The sequence below is a fragment of the Enterobacter cloacae complex sp. CDL013 genome, assembly GCF_049238805.1.
Classification (GTDB): domain Bacteria; phylum Pseudomonadota; class Gammaproteobacteria; order Enterobacterales; family Enterobacteriaceae; genus Enterobacter; species Enterobacter hormaechei_C.
The window spans coordinates 19158-35639 of sequence record NZ_JBMKGT010000011.1 but is presented as its reverse complement, the minus strand read 5'-3'; the positions used below and the strand labels follow the sequence as shown (position 1 = coordinate 35639).

Annotated in this window: 14 protein-coding genes; 4 read left to right on the top strand and 10 right to left on the bottom strand. The window is 55.8% G+C overall.

Annotation, left to right across the window (positions count from 1 at the left end; translation table 11 throughout):
• Positions 1 to 58 precede the first annotated feature (58 nt).
• On the top strand, positions 59 to 2479 hold the full coding sequence (gene plsB / locus ACOTXD_RS20100; RefSeq protein WP_003860322.1) for a glycerol-3-phosphate 1-O-acyltransferase PlsB: 2421 nt from the start codon (positions 59 to 61) through the stop codon (positions 2477 to 2479).
• Positions 2480 to 2568: 89 nt separating this feature from the next.
• Here the strand turns inward: plsB and ubiA are convergent, their stop codons facing one another.
• From ubiA to malK, 5 genes are all read right to left on the bottom strand, one after another.
• Entirely contained in the window at positions 2569 to 3438 is an 870-nt protein-coding gene (gene ubiA / locus ACOTXD_RS20095; protein WP_023315219.1) for a 4-hydroxybenzoate octaprenyltransferase, read from the bottom strand.
• 12 nt (positions 3439 to 3450) lie between these two features.
• On the bottom strand, positions 3451 to 3948 hold the full coding sequence (ubiC, locus tag ACOTXD_RS20090; RefSeq protein ID WP_022646736.1) for a chorismate lyase: 498 nt from the start codon (positions 3946 to 3948) through the stop codon (positions 3451 to 3453).
• 172 nt (positions 3949 to 4120) lie between these two features.
• Positions 4121 to 5059 (bottom strand): maltose operon protein MalM, encoded by a 939-nt coding sequence (malM, locus tag ACOTXD_RS20085; protein ID WP_003860327.1) that lies wholly within the window; start codon positions 5057 to 5059, stop codon positions 4121 to 4123.
• Between the two features lie 114 nt (positions 5060 to 5173).
• Positions 5174 to 6484: a maltoporin gene (locus ACOTXD_RS20080; protein WP_421766482.1), complete on the bottom strand. Its 1311-nt coding sequence runs from the start codon at positions 6482 to 6484 to the stop codon at positions 5174 to 5176.
• A 42-nt stretch (positions 6485 to 6526) separates the two neighbouring features.
• Complete coding sequence (malK, locus tag ACOTXD_RS20075) at positions 6527 to 7636, bottom strand: maltose/maltodextrin ABC transporter ATP-binding protein MalK (protein WP_003860329.1); 1110 nt, start codon at positions 7634 to 7636, stop codon at positions 6527 to 6529.
• A 371-nt stretch (positions 7637 to 8007) separates the two neighbouring features.
• Here malK and malE point away from each other — a divergent pair, with 371 nt between their 5' ends.
• The 3 genes from malE to malG all read left to right on the top strand — a co-directional run bounded on the left by malE (position 8008) and on the right by malG (position 11769).
• The gene (gene malE / locus ACOTXD_RS20070) at positions 8008 to 9198 is read left to right on the top strand and encodes a maltose/maltodextrin ABC transporter substrate-binding protein MalE (RefSeq protein WP_003860330.1); all 1191 of its coding nucleotides are present in this window, start codon (positions 8008 to 8010) and stop codon (positions 9196 to 9198) included.
• A gap of 121 nt (positions 9199 to 9319) precedes the next feature.
• Complete coding sequence (gene malF / locus ACOTXD_RS20065) at positions 9320 to 10864, top strand: maltose ABC transporter permease MalF (RefSeq protein WP_003860331.1); 1545 nt, start codon at positions 9320 to 9322, stop codon at positions 10862 to 10864.
• 14 nt (positions 10865 to 10878) lie between these two features.
• A complete protein-coding gene (gene malG, locus ACOTXD_RS20060) occupies positions 10879 to 11769 on the top strand; it encodes a maltose ABC transporter permease MalG (protein ID WP_003860332.1) in 891 nt (296 codons plus the stop codon).
• 96 nt (positions 11770 to 11865) lie between these two features.
• Here the strand turns inward: malG and psiE are convergent, their stop codons facing one another.
• From psiE to yjbE, 5 genes are all read right to left on the bottom strand, one after another.
• A complete protein-coding gene (psiE, locus tag ACOTXD_RS20055; protein ID WP_000202963.1) occupies positions 11866 to 12276 on the bottom strand; it encodes a phosphate-starvation-inducible protein PsiE in 411 nt (136 codons plus the stop codon).
• 162 nt (positions 12277 to 12438) lie between these two features.
• Positions 12439 to 14535 (bottom strand): YjbH domain-containing protein, encoded by a 2097-nt coding sequence (locus ACOTXD_RS20050; RefSeq protein WP_061856768.1) that lies wholly within the window; start codon positions 14533 to 14535, stop codon positions 12439 to 12441.
• Positions 14535 to 15272 carry a capsule biosynthesis GfcC D2 domain-containing protein gene (locus tag ACOTXD_RS20045; protein WP_023315215.1) on the bottom strand — a complete coding sequence of 246 codons (738 nt, stop codon included), beginning with the start codon at positions 15270 to 15272 and terminating at the stop codon, positions 14535 to 14537. The genes ACOTXD_RS20050 and ACOTXD_RS20045 overlap by 1 nt, the downstream gene beginning before the upstream one ends.
• Positions 15269 to 15907 (bottom strand): YjbF family lipoprotein, encoded by a 639-nt coding sequence (locus ACOTXD_RS20040; RefSeq protein WP_003860339.1) that lies wholly within the window; start codon positions 15905 to 15907, stop codon positions 15269 to 15271. Before ACOTXD_RS20040 ends, ACOTXD_RS20045 begins: the two co-directional genes overlap by 4 nt.
• A 63-nt stretch (positions 15908 to 15970) precedes the next feature.
• Positions 15971 to 16213, bottom strand: a complete 243-nt coding sequence (gene yjbE, locus ACOTXD_RS20035) for an exopolysaccharide production protein YjbE (RefSeq protein WP_061856769.1) — start codon at positions 16211 to 16213, stop codon at positions 15971 to 15973.
• Between the last annotated feature and the right edge of the window lie 269 nt (positions 16214 to 16482).

The following is a 16482-nucleotide window of genomic DNA, read 5'->3' as shown; positions in this document are numbered from 1 at the left end:
CGCTTTCTGTTATCCTTGCGCCGCAATTGCATTATTAACCAGAGGCTTTACATCGTTTATGTCCGGCTGGCCACGAATTTACTACAAATTACTTAATTTACCATTAAGCGTCCTGGTAAAAAGTAAGTCTATCCCAGCAGAACCTGCGCTGGAATTAGGGCTCGATACGTCGCGCCCTATTATGTACGTTTTGCCTTATAACTCGAAGGCAGACCTGCTGACGCTTCGCGCTCAATGTCTGGCGCACGATTTACCTGACCCACTTGAACCGCTGGAAGTCGACGGTACGCTGCTGCCACGCTACGTGTTCATCCATGGCGGGCCGCGCGTGTTCACCTATTACACGCCGAAAGAAGAGTCCATTAAGCTGTTCCATGATTACCTCGATCTGCACCGCAGCAACCCCGATCTGGACGTGCAGATGGTGCCGGTGTCGGTGATGTTTGGCCGTCGTCCGGGGCGCGAAAAAGGGGAAGAGAACCCGCCGCTGCGTATGCTCAACGGCATTCAGAAGTTTTTCGCCGTCTCCTGGCTGGGACGCGACAGTTTTGTCCGCTTCTCACCTTCCGTTTCACTGCGCCGCATGGCGGATGAACACGGCACTGACAAAATCATTGCGCAAAAGCTGGCGCGCGTTGCGCGTATGCACTTTGCACGTCAGCGTCTGGCGGCCGTTGGACCACGTCTCCCGGCACGTCAGGATCTGTTCAACAAGCTGCTGGCTTCCAAAGCGATTGCCCGTGCCGTAGAAGACGAAGCGCGCAGCAAGAAAATTTCGCACGAGAAAGCGCAGCAGAACGCAATCGCGCTGATGGAAGAGATCGCCGCGAACTTCTCCTACGAGATGATTCGCCTCTCTGACCGTATCCTCGGCTTCACGTGGAACCGCCTCTATCAGGGGATTAACGTCCACAACGCCGAACGCGTGCGTCAGTTAGCGCACGACGGCCACGAGATTGTCTATGTGCCCTGCCACCGCAGCCACATGGACTACTTGTTGCTCTCTTACGTGCTCTATCACCAGGGGTTGGTGCCACCGCATATTGCTGCCGGTATCAACCTGAACTTCTGGCCAGCAGGCCCGATTTTCCGCCGTCTGGGTGCGTTCTTCATTCGTCGTACCTTTAAAGGTAACAAGCTTTACTCCACCGTCTTCAGGGAGTATCTGGGCGAGCTGTTCAGCCGCGGTTATTCTGTGGAGTACTTTGTTGAAGGCGGTCGCTCGCGTACCGGTCGTCTGCTCGATCCAAAGACCGGCACGCTGTCGATGACCATTCAGGCCATGCTGCGTGGCGGTACCCGTCCTATCACGCTGGTGCCGATTTACATCGGTTATGAACACGTGATGGAAGTGGGCACCTACGCGAAAGAGCTGCGCGGTGCGACTAAAGAGAAAGAGAGTCTGCCGCAGATGCTGCGTGGGCTGAGTAAATTGCGCAACCTCGGCCAGGGATACGTGAACTTTGGCGAGCCCCTGCCGCTAATGACATATCTGAACCATCATGTTCCGGAGTGGCGCGAGTCTATCGATCCTATCGAAGCGGTACGTCCGGCCTGGCTGACGCCAACGGTCAACGGCATTGCATCCGAGCTGATGGTACGCATCAACAATGCTGGTGCGGCAAACGCCATGAACCTGTGTTGTACTGCGCTTCTGGCCTCTCGCCAGCGTTCACTGACCCGCGAACAGCTGACCGAGCAGATTGACTGCTACCTGGATATCATGCGCAACGTGCCGTATTCCGTGGATTCGACCGTGCCGTCTGCCACCGCCAGCGAGCTGATCGATCACGCGTTGCAGATGAACAAGTTCGAAGTCGAGAAAGATACGATTGGTGACATCATCATTCTGCCGCGCGAGCAGGCCGTGCTGATGACCTACTACCGTAATAACATCACGCACATGCTGATGCTGCCGTCGCTGATGGCGGCCATTATTACCCAGCACCGCCGTATTTCGCGTCAGGAGCTGCTGCGCCATATTCAGGCCATCTACCCGATGCTGAAAGCGGAGCTGTTCCTGCGCTGGAGTAAGGATGAACTGGCGGCAGAGCTCGATAAAATGACGGCAGAGATGCATCGTCAGGGGCTGATTACCATCAGTGATGATGAACTACATATCAATCCGTCACGTTCACGTACCTTGCAGCTCCTGGCTTCCGGTGCGCGTGAGACGTTGCAGCGCTACGCCATTACCTTCTGGTTGCTGAGTGCAAATCCGTCCATCAACCGCGGTACGCTGGAAAAAGAGAGCCGGACGCTGGCCCAGCGCCTCTCCGTTCTGCATGGCATTAACGCCCCGGAATTCTTCGACAAAGCGGTATTCAGCTCCCTGGTGCTGACGCTGCGCGACGAAGGGTACATTAGCGATACGGGCGATGCCGAGCCGGAAGAGACGATGAAGGTTTACCAGATGCTGGCAGAGCTGATTACCGCGGATGTGCGTTTAACGATTGAGAGTTCGACGCAGGGCGAATGATGCTAAAGCCGGGTGACGCTAACGCTTACCCGACCTACATGTTCCGCTAAATCGTAGGCCGGGTAAGGCGAAGCCGCCACCCGGCTTTTTTATGACCAGTAACTCATCGCCAGGCCCAGAAACAGCACCAGCCCGACGTAGTTATTATTCAGAAACGCTTTAAAGCAGGCTTCACGCTCGCGCTTCGCGATCAGCTTCTGCTGATACGCAAACAGCAGCCCCGCCACCAGTACGGACCAGTAAAACTCCCAGTTCAGCCCGTTCAGGCGACCAATCGCCACCATCAGCGCCAGCACCGCCACCTGTAATATGCCGATGATCAGCTTGTCGTGACGACCAAACAGGATCGCCGTCGATTTGATGCCAATCTTGAGATCGTCATCGCGATCGACCATCGCGTATTGGGTATCGTACGCAACGGCCCAGAGAATATTCGCCAGGAACATCAGCCAGCAGCTGAGCGGAACGGACTCGCTGACCGCGGCAAACGCCATGGGAATCGACCAGCCAAATGCCGCACCCAATACCACCTGCGGCAGATGGGTGTATCGCTTCATGAACGGGTAAACCCAGGCCAGCGCCAGAGCCGCAACGGACAGTAGAATGGTCATGGTGTTAAGGGTTAACACCAGCATGAAAGAGAGAAGCACCAGCACCACAAACAGAATGCGCGCCTCTTTCCCGGTCACCTGACCGCTCGGCAGAGGACGATTCGCGGTGCGCTTAACATGTCCATCAAATTTCCGGTCAGCATAGTCGTTGACCACACAGCCCGCAGCGCGCATCAGCCAGACGCCCGCCACAAATACCGCCAGGATCCACAGCGGCGGCACGCCCGGCGTGGCAACCCACAGCGCCCATAAGGTCGGCCACAGCAGCAGCAGCGCGCCAATGGGTTTATCAGTACGCATCAGGCGGTGATAGGCCAGCAGCTTATTCTGCGTCAGACTCCACTCCATTTTCTCTCCCTCTTAGTACAACGGCGATGCAGGCAAAAAGAGTTCCGTCAGTATTAACGGCTTGCCACTCAAACGAAGGCGGGAACGGCGCCCCCACAAATCGGCATCGCAACCAATTTCAATAAAATCACGGGTCAGTTCAGACGAGGTGAACAGATAGCGCCCCAGGGGCGTTTTGCCGAGGCGTTGCAATGCCAGCTCCGGCCCGGAAAGTGTAGACTCAGGAACCACCGTCCGCCCGGCAAGCCACGGCTCGCCATCCGCACAGAGTAAAATTTCACGCAGCCAGTAGCGTTCTTCCTGCGGCAGCAGCGGCAGCTCGCTGGCAATCTCCGCAGGCGAGACAAACCCTTCCTGAATCATCGTCACCGTGACCGTTTTACCCTGTTGCTCAAAACGTTTTGTCATGGAATCTTCCAGCAGCAGCCAGTCCAGCTGTTCCGGGTCAAGCGCAGGGATGTGGTCGAAATAGCGTAGCGCACGCAGCTGCGTGAGCGCGGGGTGTGACATGCCAGACTCTCCGATACATAACGTAAAAGCATTGTATCGCAGATTGGCAAAATGAGGACGGACAAACAGAATTTAACGATCACTATCGCAACAATGGTGCAACTTAGCCAAAAAAAGTGCGCCCGTGAAGGCGCACCAAACGACTAACAAAATCAGCACTGTGGGGAGACGGTTACCCCTTGCCTTTTACACTGCTGATAAAGGTGGAACGGGCAGTGGTTGAACCTAAACGCTCGGCTTCATCAAGCAGTTTCAGCGCTTTATCGACATCGCCGTTTTTAACTGCCTGCTTGATGGCGTTGTTAAAGTACGTTTCAGTATCGTTAAGCACCGGCTCGGCTTTTTTCGCCGGGGCCGGAGCCGCGGCCGGTGTTGCGGCTGGCGCGGCATACACAGGCGCGGCAGTATTACCCACCGTTACCGGCCCCGGGCCAGATGAGCCAAACAGCGGGCCTACGAGTACGCTGGAGGCGCTGTTGGTAGAGACTTTCAGCTTGATCAGGCCGTCGGTAGTATGGCGAGCATGCGGATCCGGGATATCCGGGACAGCGTTACCGGTGCCTTTTGCGTAGGCTTTCGCCGGATCAACCAGCTTCGTTGTCTGTTGCAGATCTTTTTCAGTCGTGAACACCAGGACATAAATCTTCTGCTGACCCAGGGCTGGCGTCAGGCGCATAACGCCTTCCAGCCGATCGGCACTCATGACGCCAGGCTCCTGATAGCTGAAATAGTCGCTTGGGAAGAATGCGGATGGCGTCATGCTCTGATCGAGGATCAGCACGTTAGGCGCGAAGACGCTGGTCTGTTTATTGACTTCACTGGTTAACGTCAGGGTCAGCTCGCCGATATTCGCCGGCACGCTGAAAGCCGCAACCGGACCGCTGATACCCGGCACGTTCAGCGACTGACCGCCAGCGGCAAGCTGCGTGGTTTGCGTTTTCGACTGATCAACTGGCGTCCACACCAGTTGCTGAAGTGCCGCAGCCGGAATAGCTGGCGCAGCACTGGTATTTTGAGGAACAAAATTCACATCTGCATAGGTGAGCGCAGGCGCACAGGCCAACAGCCCCGCAGAGAGGCACAGCGCGACGAGACTTTTCTTCATTTTCATTGTTATTACCTCTGATAGCGTGAGCACTGCGGTGGCCAGGCAATAGCGCGCAGCACCCTAAGGAGAGAGGGGCTTACGCCCCTCTTTTCAGGTCATTACGTCAGGCTCGACGAATTACCACCAGATTTCCATCTGGGCGCCGAAGGTCCACTCATCGTTGTCGCCACGGCTGAAGGTTTTCGCGGAGGTGTCGCTATACGCTACGCCAGAGGTGTAACCTGCACCTGAGTCGTTGTTTGCATAGCCCCATTTCTCATCCCACTTCGCGTAGGTTGCGAAGACACGGATAGCCGGACGGGACCAGATGCTGTCGCCTGCCTGCCATTGCTGTGCCAGGGTGATTTTGTACTGGCTGTTTTTGTCGTCAGTTTTCTGAGACTTAACGTTGTCGTAGCCCACTTCCAGCAAGGTGCTCATGATCGGCGTCCATTTGAACATTGGACGAACACCCACGGTCCACCACTCGGTACCGTTGTTGTTGTCACGATCGATGTTCTGGTACATACCGACGTACATCAGGTCCCAACGGTCTGCCAGGGTGATTGCACCGTGGTCCAGCACGCGCCACATAGAGCCGTCGTTATCGATGCTGCCGCCCTGTGGAATACCTTTACCGTTAGAGGTCATGGAATCCGTACCGTATTGCAGTACGAACTTGTTGAATCCTTTCATCATGCTCTGGGTGTGTTCAGCGGTGAACAGCCAGCCATCTTTAGAGACGCCAGGTTGCAGATAGTAGTCGTCAGGAATGTTGGTATGACCGTAGTCAACGCCCAGCTCCAGCGTACCGCCCGGGTTGGTTTCCAGACCGGCTAAACGGACGTCGAAGACATCGTTTGGTACCACGTTGTCATAAATACGGTCGCCGTTCGCATCACGATCGGCGAAGGTTGCAGAACCGCCGGACTCAGAAGAACGGGTCGCTGCCAGAGAGAGTTTACCAAAGCCCAGATCGATGTTTTCAATACCGGCACCAGGACCAGAGATATCCCAGTAGTAGAAGTCGATCATGTGTACGTCATGACGCTGATAGAAGCGCTTACCGGCCCAGATGGTAGAGCCTGGCAGCCATTCAATCAGGTTTTTACCCTGCACGTTAGCTTCACGGAAGGCCGGGCTGGTGGATTCCCAGTCATTCTGTTGAGAAACGGAGTACGCTACGTTGGTGTCGAAATAGAAGCTCTTGTCGCCTTCTTTCCACACTTCCTGGCCCAGTTTCAGTTCGGCGTAGGTTTCACATTCGTTACCGAGACGGTATTTACTTTGTGCGCCTGTTGCCTGGAAACATTGTTGTTCACCGCCACTTCCGGTCCAGCCAATGCCGGAACGAGCATAACCTTTAAAGTCTACGGCGCCCGCCTGGGCAGACAGGATGCCTGCCGCAATGGCGACAGCCAGAGGGACTTTGCGCAGAGTAATCATTATTCTATCTCCTGAGATCATTGCTTTTCTTTGTAATTGGAATGCTTAAACGCCTGGCTCTTTGTGCAACCGACGACATGCAGTGCCATCCTCACGGAACAGATGGCAACGCTCTGGCGGCAAACCGATAGCGAATGTGGCACCCTCTTCTACCAACACCACGTCATTCTGGCGGTAGACCAGGTTCTGACGGATGGCGGGGATCTGGATATGAATCTGTGTTTCGTGACCAAGCTGTTCGACGACCTGAACTTCACCTTCCAGCGTCACATCCGCAATGTGGCTTGGCAGTAGATGCTCAGGACGGATACCGAGGGACATATTGGCCCCCACCTGTACGTTGGCGCTGTCGACCGGCAGCCAGACTTGCTGACGGTTTGGCAGCTCCACCTGTACCTGTTCGATTGCCGTCGCGGTCACTTTTACGGGCAGGAAGTTCATCTTTGGCGAGCCAATAAAGCCCGCAACAAAGCGGTCTGCCGGGTAGTGATACAGCTCCAGCGGTTTGCCCACCTGCGCCACGCGACCGGCATCCAGCACCACGATTTTGTCGGCCAGCGTCATCGCTTCGACCTGATCGTGGGTGACGTAAATCATCGTGCGTCCAAGGCGTTTGTGCAGACGGGAGATTTCGATACGCATCTGGACGCGCAGGGCGGCATCCAGGTTAGAGAGAGGTTCATCGAGCAGGAACACGCGCGGCTCGGCCACCAGCGTACGGCCGATCGCCACACGCTGACGCTGACCGCCGGAGAGCGCCTTCGGTTTACGCTCCAGCAGATGTGCCAGCTGAAGCACTTCCGCCACCTGGGTGACGCGCTGGTTAATGGTCTCTTTTTTCGCGCCGGCCAGCTTCAGGCCAAAGGACATGTTCTCGGCAACGGAAAGATGCGGATAAAGCGCATAAGACTGGAACACCATGCCCACGCCGCGTTCAGCTGGCGGGATGTCGTTCATTCGGGTATCACCAATAAATAAATCGCCACTGGTGATGGTTTCAAGACCGGCAATCATACGCAGCAGAGTCGATTTACCACAGCCTGATGGACCCACGAACACCACAAATTCACCTTCGTGGATGTCCAGATTGATGTCTTTTGACACCACTACGTCGCCCCAGGCTTTCGTTACATTACGCAGCTGTACGCTCGCCATGCCCTTCTCCCTTCGTTACAACCTGTCACCGACAGAAACATTCAAGATAAGTTCACTATGCGTGTTCCATTACTTTCGTGAATCCTCCACCCCCCGGCTTTTTTATGGGGGAGGAGGCGGGAGGATGAGAGAGCAGGCTCTGCGACCGCAGCTGAGGGGCCGAGGCGAAAATCGTGAAGCGGCCTGCAAAATTCAGTGGGTTTTTATGTGCGCCAGCACTCATAACTTAAATTTATGTTACAGGGATCACACAAACAGGGGGTGGGGCGTAGGGACTGGGAGGATGGAAAGAGGATGTCAAATAAGGAGACTGAGTCACGTTGAACCACCTTATGTATCCACGAGCACATCACCAATAAAGGATGGCAGATATGAAGATCAAGACTGGCGCACGCGTTTTCGCATTGTCCGCCCTCGCAGCAATGATGATTTCCGCACCGGCTCTCGCCAAAATTGAAGAAGGTAAGCTGGTTATCTGGATTAACGGCGACAAGGGCTATAACGGTCTGGCCGAAGTGGGCAAAAAATTCGAGAAAGACACCGGTATCAAAGTCACCGTAGAGCACCCGGACAAACTGGAAGAGAAGTTCCCGCAGGTTGCGGCAACGGGCGATGGTCCGGACATTATCTTCTGGGCGCATGACCGTTTCGGGGGCTACGCGCAGTCTGGCCTGCTGGCAGAAGTTACGCCAGACAAAGCCTTCCAGGACAAACTGTTCCCGTTCACCTGGGACGCCGTTCGCTATAACGGCAAGCTGATCGCTTACCCAATAGCGGTTGAAGCCCTGTCACTGATTTACAACAAAGACCTGGTGCCAAACCCACCGAAAACCTGGGAAGAGATCCCTGCTCTGGATAAAGAGCTGAAGGCGAAGGGTAAATCCGCTCTGATGTTCAACCTGCAAGAACCGTACTTCACCTGGCCGCTGATTGCTGCCGACGGCGGCTACGCGTTCAAGTTTGAAAACGGCAAATATGACGTGAAAGACGTGGGCGTGGACAGTGCGGGCGCGAAAAAAGGTCTGACCTTCCTGGTTGACCTGATTAAGAACAAACACATGAACGCGGATACTGACTACTCCATCGCGGAAGCGGCGTTCAACAAAGGCGAAACCGCGATGACCATCAACGGTCCGTGGGCCTGGACCAACATCGACAAGAGCAAAATCAACTACGGCGTGACCCTGCTGCCAACCTTCAACGGCAAACCGTCTAAACCGTTCGTGGGCGTGCTGAGCGCAGGCATCAACGCCGCCAGCCCGAACAAAGAGCTGGCGAAAGAGTTCCTCGAAAACTACCTGCTGACCGATCAGGGTCTGGATGAAGTGAACAAGGACAAACCGCTGGGCGCCGTTGCGCTGAAATCCTTCCAGGATCAGCTGGCGAAAGATCCACGTATTGCGGCCACCATGGATAACGCCCAGAAAGGCGAAATCATGCCGAACATCCCTCAGATGGCTGCATTCTGGTACGCCACCCGTACCGCCGTCATCAACGCTGCAAGCGGTCGCCAGACTGTCGATGCCGCGCTGAAAGATGCTCAGGGTCGTATTACTAAGTAAGTCTGAAAAACGGCGGGTGGCGCATGCGCTTACCCGCCCTACGACTACGGCACGATCCGTAGGTCAGGTAAGCGCAGCGCCACCTGACGATAAGTTTCCACCGTTGTAGAGGAAGAACCCCATGGATGTCATTAAAAAGAAACACTGGTGGCAAAGCGACGCACTGAAGTGGTCAGTGATAGGTCTGCTGTGTCTGCTGGTGGGTTACCTTGTTGTTTTAATGTACGTGCAAGGGGAATACCTATTCGCCATCATGACGCTGATTTTAAGCTCGGTTGGCCTGTATATTTTCGCCAACCGTAAAGCGTATGCCTGGCGCTATGTTTACCCGGGCGTTGCCGGGATGGGGCTGTTTGTCCTCTTTCCGCTGATCTGCACCATCGCGATTGCCTTTACCAACTACAGCAGCACCAACCAGCTCGCGCAGGAGCGTGCCACCCAGGTGCTTCTGGACCGTTCTTATCAGGCGGGTAAAACCTTTAACTTCGGCCTGTATCCTGCGGGTGATGAGTGGAAGTTAGCGCTCACTGACGGTGAGAGCGGCAAAACCTATCTTTCCGACGCGTTCAAATTTGGCGGTGAGCAGAAGCTGACCTTAAAAGAGGCTGCGGCCCTGCCGGAAGGTGAACGTGCCAACCTGCGTATCATCACCCAGAATCGCCAGGCACTGACCCAGCTCACCGCCGTACTGCCAGACGAAAGCAAAGTGATCATGAGCTCGCTGCGCCAGTTCTCCGGCACCCAACCGCTCTATACCCTGGCGGATGACGGCACGCTGACCAACAACCAGAGCGGCGTGAAGTACCGCCCGAACAACGATATTGGTTTCTATCAGTCGGTGAATGCCGACGGCAGCTGGGGGGATGACAAACTCAGCCCGGGCTATACCGTCACCATCGGCTGGGACAACTTTACCCGCGTGTTTACCGACGAAGGCATCCAGAAACCGTTCTTCGCCATCTTCGTCTGGACGGTGGTCTTCTCCGTACTGACCGTGATCCTGACCGTGGCCGTGGGCATGGTGCTGGCCTGCCTCGTGCAGTGGGAGTCCCTGAAGGGCAAAGCGATTTACCGCGTGCTGCTGATTCTGCCGTACGCCGTGCCGTCGTTCATCTCGATTCTGATTTTCAAAGGGCTGTTTAACCAGAGCTTCGGTGAAATCAACATGATGCTGAGCGCGCTGTTCGGTATCAAACCGGCCTGGTTCAGCGACCCGACCACCGCCCGCTCGATGATTATCATCGTGAACACCTGGCTGGGCTATCCGTACATGATGATCCTGTGCATGGGGCTGCTGAAGGCCATCCCGGACGACCTTTACGAAGCCTCGGCGATGGACGGCGCGGGTCCGTTCCAGAACTTCTTCAAAATTACCCTGCCGCTGCTCATTAAGCCGCTGACGCCGCTGATGATCGCCAGCTTCGCCTTTAACTTTAACAACTTCGTGCTGATTCAGCTGTTGACTAACGGTGGCCCGGACCGTCTCGGCACCACCACGCCGGCAGGCTATACCGACCTGCTCGTGAGCTACACCTACCGCATCGCCTTCGAGGGCGGCGGCGGTCAGGACTTCGGCCTGGCGGCGGCGATTGCCACCCTGATCTTCCTGCTGGTGGGCGCCCTGGCGATTGTGAACCTGAAAGCCACACGTATGAAATTTGACTAAGGAGGGCACTGAACATGGCAATGGTACAACCCAAATCTCAGAAACTGCGCCTCCTCGCGACGCACTTAGGCCTGCTGATTTTCATCGCGGCGATCATGTTCCCGCTGCTGATGGTTATCGCCATATCCCTGCGTTCGGGGAACTTCGCCACCGGGAGCCTGATCCCGGACGAAATCTCCTGGGAGCACTGGAAGCTCGCGCTGGGCTTCAGCGTGGAACACGCGGATGGCCGCGTCACGCCGCCGCCGTTCCCGGTGCTGCTGTGGCTGTGGAACTCGGTGAAGGTGGCAACCATCACAGCCATCGGCATCGTGACGCTCTCCACCACCTGTGCTTACGCCTTCGCCCGTATGCGTTTTCCGGGCAAAGCGACCCTGCTGAAAGGGATGCTGATTTTCCAGATGTTCCCGGCCGTACTGTCGCTGGTGGCGTTATATGCCTTGTTTGACCGTCTGGGCCAGTACGTGCCGTTCATCGGCCTGAACACTCACGGCGGCGTGATCTTCGCCTATCTCGGCGGTATCGCCCTGCACGTGTGGACCATTAAAGGCTATTTCGAAACCATCGACGGCTCGCTGGAAGAAGCGGCGGCACTGGATGGCGCGACACCGTGGCAGGCGTTCCGCCTGGTGCTGCTGCCGTTGTCGGTGCCGATTCTGGCGGTGGTGTTTATTCTGTCGTTTATCGCGGCGATCACCGAAGTACCGGTCGCCTCTCTGTTACTGCGCGATGTAAACAGCTACACCCTGGCCGTCGGTATGCAGCAGTATCTCAACCCGCAAAACTACCTGTGGGGCGACTTTGCCGCGGCGGCCGTCCTCTCTGCCATCCCGATTACCGTGGTGTTCCTGCTGGCCCAGCGCTGGCTGGTCAACGGCCTGACGGCGGGCGGTGTGAAAGGTTAAGTTTCATTTGTTATGCCACTGCAACCCTCAACTTTAGACGTATTGTATTGAACCAACTTGTGACTGTTGTTAGGCGCTCTTCGGAGCGCCCTTTTTTTATTCGCGTTTTAGCCGCTTTGAGTTGCACAGCCAGAGGGTGATCACCAGCAGCAGGATCGCCGCCGAGTAGATCAGCACGTCGAGCGGGGATTTATGATCGACGATGATCAGCCGCACAATGGCGGTGATGCCAATGTAGACAAAATAGCGCAGCGGGAAGTGAAAGCCGGACTGAAAGTACTTCACAATCAGGGCGATAAATTCAAAGTAGAGAAAGTAGACCACCAGGCCTTCCACCAGTGCGTATTTGCTGGTTTGCTCAGGAGCAAAGAGCACATCCGCCAGATGCACCGTCTCTTTACCCAGAAAAACGACCAGGATCAGGCCAAGGCTCAGCAGACCGAGGTTCAGTACGGTCTGGAGTATCGTTGAGATAAACTCAACGCGCGGACGAGTCAGGGATGTCATACAGCACCTCATTCTCCAGGGCGAGGTTCCTGTATAACGCAAAAATGTGACGGGGATCTATATTTTTTGTTTATGTTTGGCGCATTCGCCCGGTGGCGCTGCGCTTACCGGGCCTACAAAAACCGTAGGCCGGGCAAACGCAGTGCCGCCCGGCGTGAAGCATCAGCGGAAGTTAATGTTCTTATCGCTGGTCATATCATACAGCTGGAATTTACGTCCAAGCTGCTGACCGCCGTCGCGCGTCAGCGGCGTCCAGCCCACTGCCGCACGGCTGCGGGTTGGGCCTGATGAGAACAGATCCAGCGGAATCGACACGTACACCCCTTTGGTGAAGTCCCCTTCCCCGTACTCGTCTGGCGAAACGTTGGTGATGGTGGCATAGCCGCCCACCACAACGCCGCTGTCAAAGTGTTTGGAGATATCCAGCGTGCCGCCCTTATCGCCCGCCAGATACTGGCCGACGCTGGCTTTTACCAGCACGTCCTGCGCGAACGACGGCGTCCAGTAGGCGGTCAGGTGGCCGGTTTTGACGCTGTAGTCGGTGAACTTCATCATGTCCTGCGCGCTGCGCCAGTCACGCTGTTTCACGTAGTTGGCATCAACCCCAAACGCCCAGTTGCTGTCGACAGGACGATAAAGCACTTCTGCCCCGGCGCCGCCGAACATGGTTTCCAGATAGCCACCGTAAACCTGGCCGTAGAAACCGTTGCCGAAGTACTGGAAGTAGTTGGCCTGGAGGTTATTCACGTAGATATCGTTCTGCACGTATTCACGCACGCGGGTACGCACGCGCGGCAGTTTTGAATCGTTCGGCGGGTTGGTGTAGTTAAATTTGTCGTAGTTGTTGGCAAGGTTGCCGAACAGGCTACCGGTGGTCAACAGGTGGTCGGTCACCCACAGATCCGCCGTCGCCATCGCGCCCAGCTGATACATGTAGAAGTTTTCCGGCCCACCCACGGACTGGTTCAGCACCGGATCGATATGGAAATCGAAGCGCGATTTATCGATATACCAGCCCTGCTCGGTGGTTTCCGGCACCACCGGCTCAACGCGTTTTTGCACCAGCTCGGTTTCATGCCCGAGCGGTTCGCCTTCAAGATGACGCTTAAGGCTGGCAACATCGGTTTCGGTGGTGACCTGCGGCAGATTCAGGCGGTTCTCCGTCACGCGGATCGTGCGGATCCCCTCCGGCAGATCGTTCATGACGATCCGGTTGGCGCGCTCGATCCCTTCGCGGGAGTCGCGGTATTTCACCTGCTCGCCGGTAACATACAGCGTATCGCCTTTGGTCTGGATCTTCGGATCCGCCAGGCCCGCGTTATATTTCAGCAGCGTCAGCTGGTTCGCTACCACGGAGTGCTGAATGATCGCATCCTGCGGCTCCGGCTGATATTTTGGCCGCGGGTTGTCATTATAGTGCGGCCGCATGTCGTTAAAGTTAGTGCGCAGGGTAAAGCCAAACATCAGGGTATTACCGCGCTCATAGCTGAGGTTAACGTCGGCCCAGTCGGTGATGCGGTAAATGGCGCCGACGTTAAACTTGCTCTTCTGCTCAATTTTGCCGGCAAAATCTTCGCTGTAGTTATTACCTTCGTACTCCAGCTTCAGGCGCAGCGGCTGCCATGGCGTTTGATACTCTACACCACCAAACAGCGAGGCCGGGCCGTGGAACATCTGGTCGCCGTTGATGGAGCCCGCTTTCTGGTAGCTGTTATCACGGTAGCAGTATTTATCACTGTAGGAGCAGAACGGATTTTTGACGTTGCCGCTGGTACCCAGATAGCCCCATCCCAGACCGAGTGAGAAATCAAACGGTCCCCAGGCTTTGCTGGCCACGATGTATTCCGCGTCAAACAGGCCGGTCCCGCCAATGTCTTTCGCACCAACGGAGACCTGCGGCATCCAGTAACTCTCTTCCCACAGACGCAGCTTCACGTCGAAGGCTTTGTCTTTGTAGGTCTGATCGCCGGAGAAAGCGTCTACGCTGCTGTACTGTTTTGTACGCACGTCGGTGTAGCGCAGCGTGGTCTCCAGCCAGGGGAACAGCTGCACGGACGCAGAGTAGTAACGGTACTGATCGTTATCGCGATAGTTAAGGCTGATTTCCCCCTCGCGGGCCATACGCGCGGTTGGGGTTTGCAGTAAGCCCACGCCGCCAAAATCGGACTGCGACGGGCCGATGGGTGCCGGATACGTTTCTGCATGACAGGCGGCACTCACGCACAGTGCAAGCATGCTGTAGAGATAGGTTTTTTTCATTATTCCGGTATCCGCTGTATCAGGGAGCGAAGGATATCGGCATTAAGCCCGTCATACGCTTTCGTCCAGAAATGGTCGGCAAAACCGACAAAAATGATGCTGCCCGGCATAGGTTCGATATGGCGTTTATTCCAGTAAGCCACCGGCGCTTTCTGCGTATGCCCGTCCGGATAGACCACCCAGGCATAGCTTTTATCCGCTCCGCTGAGCAGACTTTGCTCGTCGAGATAGCTCGCCACGTCCCGGCCCGGCGTAAACGGCTTTTTGCCAGGGCTGCTGAGAAGCCCCATCACGGTGACGGTGGAAGGCTGAGCCGGAAGCCACAGGGTATAGTCCCCTTCCAGCGACGGATTGCCGTTTTCCGCGACACGCACTTCGTCGGGATCGAGATTCACCTTCTGGCGCCCCGTCACCTTAACCGCCTGAAGCTGCTGACGCAGGCTAGTAATAGCCGCGGCATCGTCGGCATCTTCCTGTTGTGCCAGCCCGCTCAGTCGGGCGAGCAGCGCCTGATGTTTTTGTTCCGCTACAATCGTCGCCTGACGCTCGCTGATAACCGCCCCGGTCCACCAGCTTTTCGCCAGCCTCGGCTGCCCCACCAGATCGAGCAGATGCCCGGCATTGGTTAAGGTTTTAGGTTTTTCGCTGTCCGGGGTGTAGACCTGTACCGTTCCCGCAGACCACGCCAGCGGCGAGGCCAGGCTGGCGAGAAGCGCAATGTGGATGAACATTTTCATGATTTCGCCGCCTTGATCAGGGTGGTCTTCACCGGGAAGAAACCGGCACCGAGATACTGTAAGGACTGGCGGATTTGCCCCTCTTCGTCCACCCAGAAGCGGTTATGCCAGGTGGCCTGATCGGTTGTCACCTCTTCATCCAGCACGCGCACCTGCGTTTCGTCGCTGCCCACTTTGACACTATCCGTACCGTCCCAGCGGAAGGTGGAGCGGGCCGTGGCGTAGCGCACCTGTTTGTGCTCGGTCCAGCCCATCGTGCGCGTCCAGCTTGCGCCATCGACAATCTGATTCGGCTTGATGAGCGGATCTTCAGCCAGGTTGTTCACCTCAAGCAGGTTGTCGCCGCCGAGCAACGTTTTCACGATGCGGGAATGCTGCGTCACGATGGTGGCCTGATCCTGCGTCACCCATTTCTGCTGCCCGTTTTCATCGAAAGCGAGCACCACAAACAGTTGCGGACCATCGTTTAGCTGCATGTACTGGCTGGCATACGGCATGTTCTGAAGTTCGTCATCGGTCAGATGCACGCCCGGCGTGCCGAACATGCTGTCCCACAGTGAGTGGCCCAGCCCTTTGGTGGTAGCTGAGCACGCCTGCAACAGCAGGCAAATCAGGATGATTGCAGGTCGCTTCACGACTCTTCTCCGAAGGGGCGAAATAACCACACCGAAGTGTGGTTATGATTAAAACACCCGGTATTACTGGGTGCTGGTCGTCGTAGTGGTCGTGGTTCCGGTATTGGAGCCATCACCGCCACCGGTTGCCGCCAGCGCGACACCCACGGCTGAACTTACGGCGCTGGTGCTGGCTGCGGTAGAACTCCCCGCAGACGCAGACGTCGCTGCCGACCCTGCTGCTTCCCCGACCTGGACCGGAGCTGCATAGACAGACGTCGCCGCAAGCGCAGATATGGCAAAAATGCCATGCAGCACTTTCTTCATAACAATTTCCCTTCAATGAATGAATGGAGATTTGCCCGAAAAGAAATTCAGGCGGATTCGAGTATACACAACTAAAGCAGTGGGTTTACCGTGGGGGTAAATAGGGATGAGGTTTTCAGACTAATGGTTAAAAATGGAAGGAAAAAAGAATCAAGTAAATATATAATCAATATAAATCAAGAATTTATAATATAAGAACATTAAAGCATCACTCCGTATTTTCTTAAAATAAACCTCAGCAATTAACGGGGTTACTGTCTTTTTCGGAT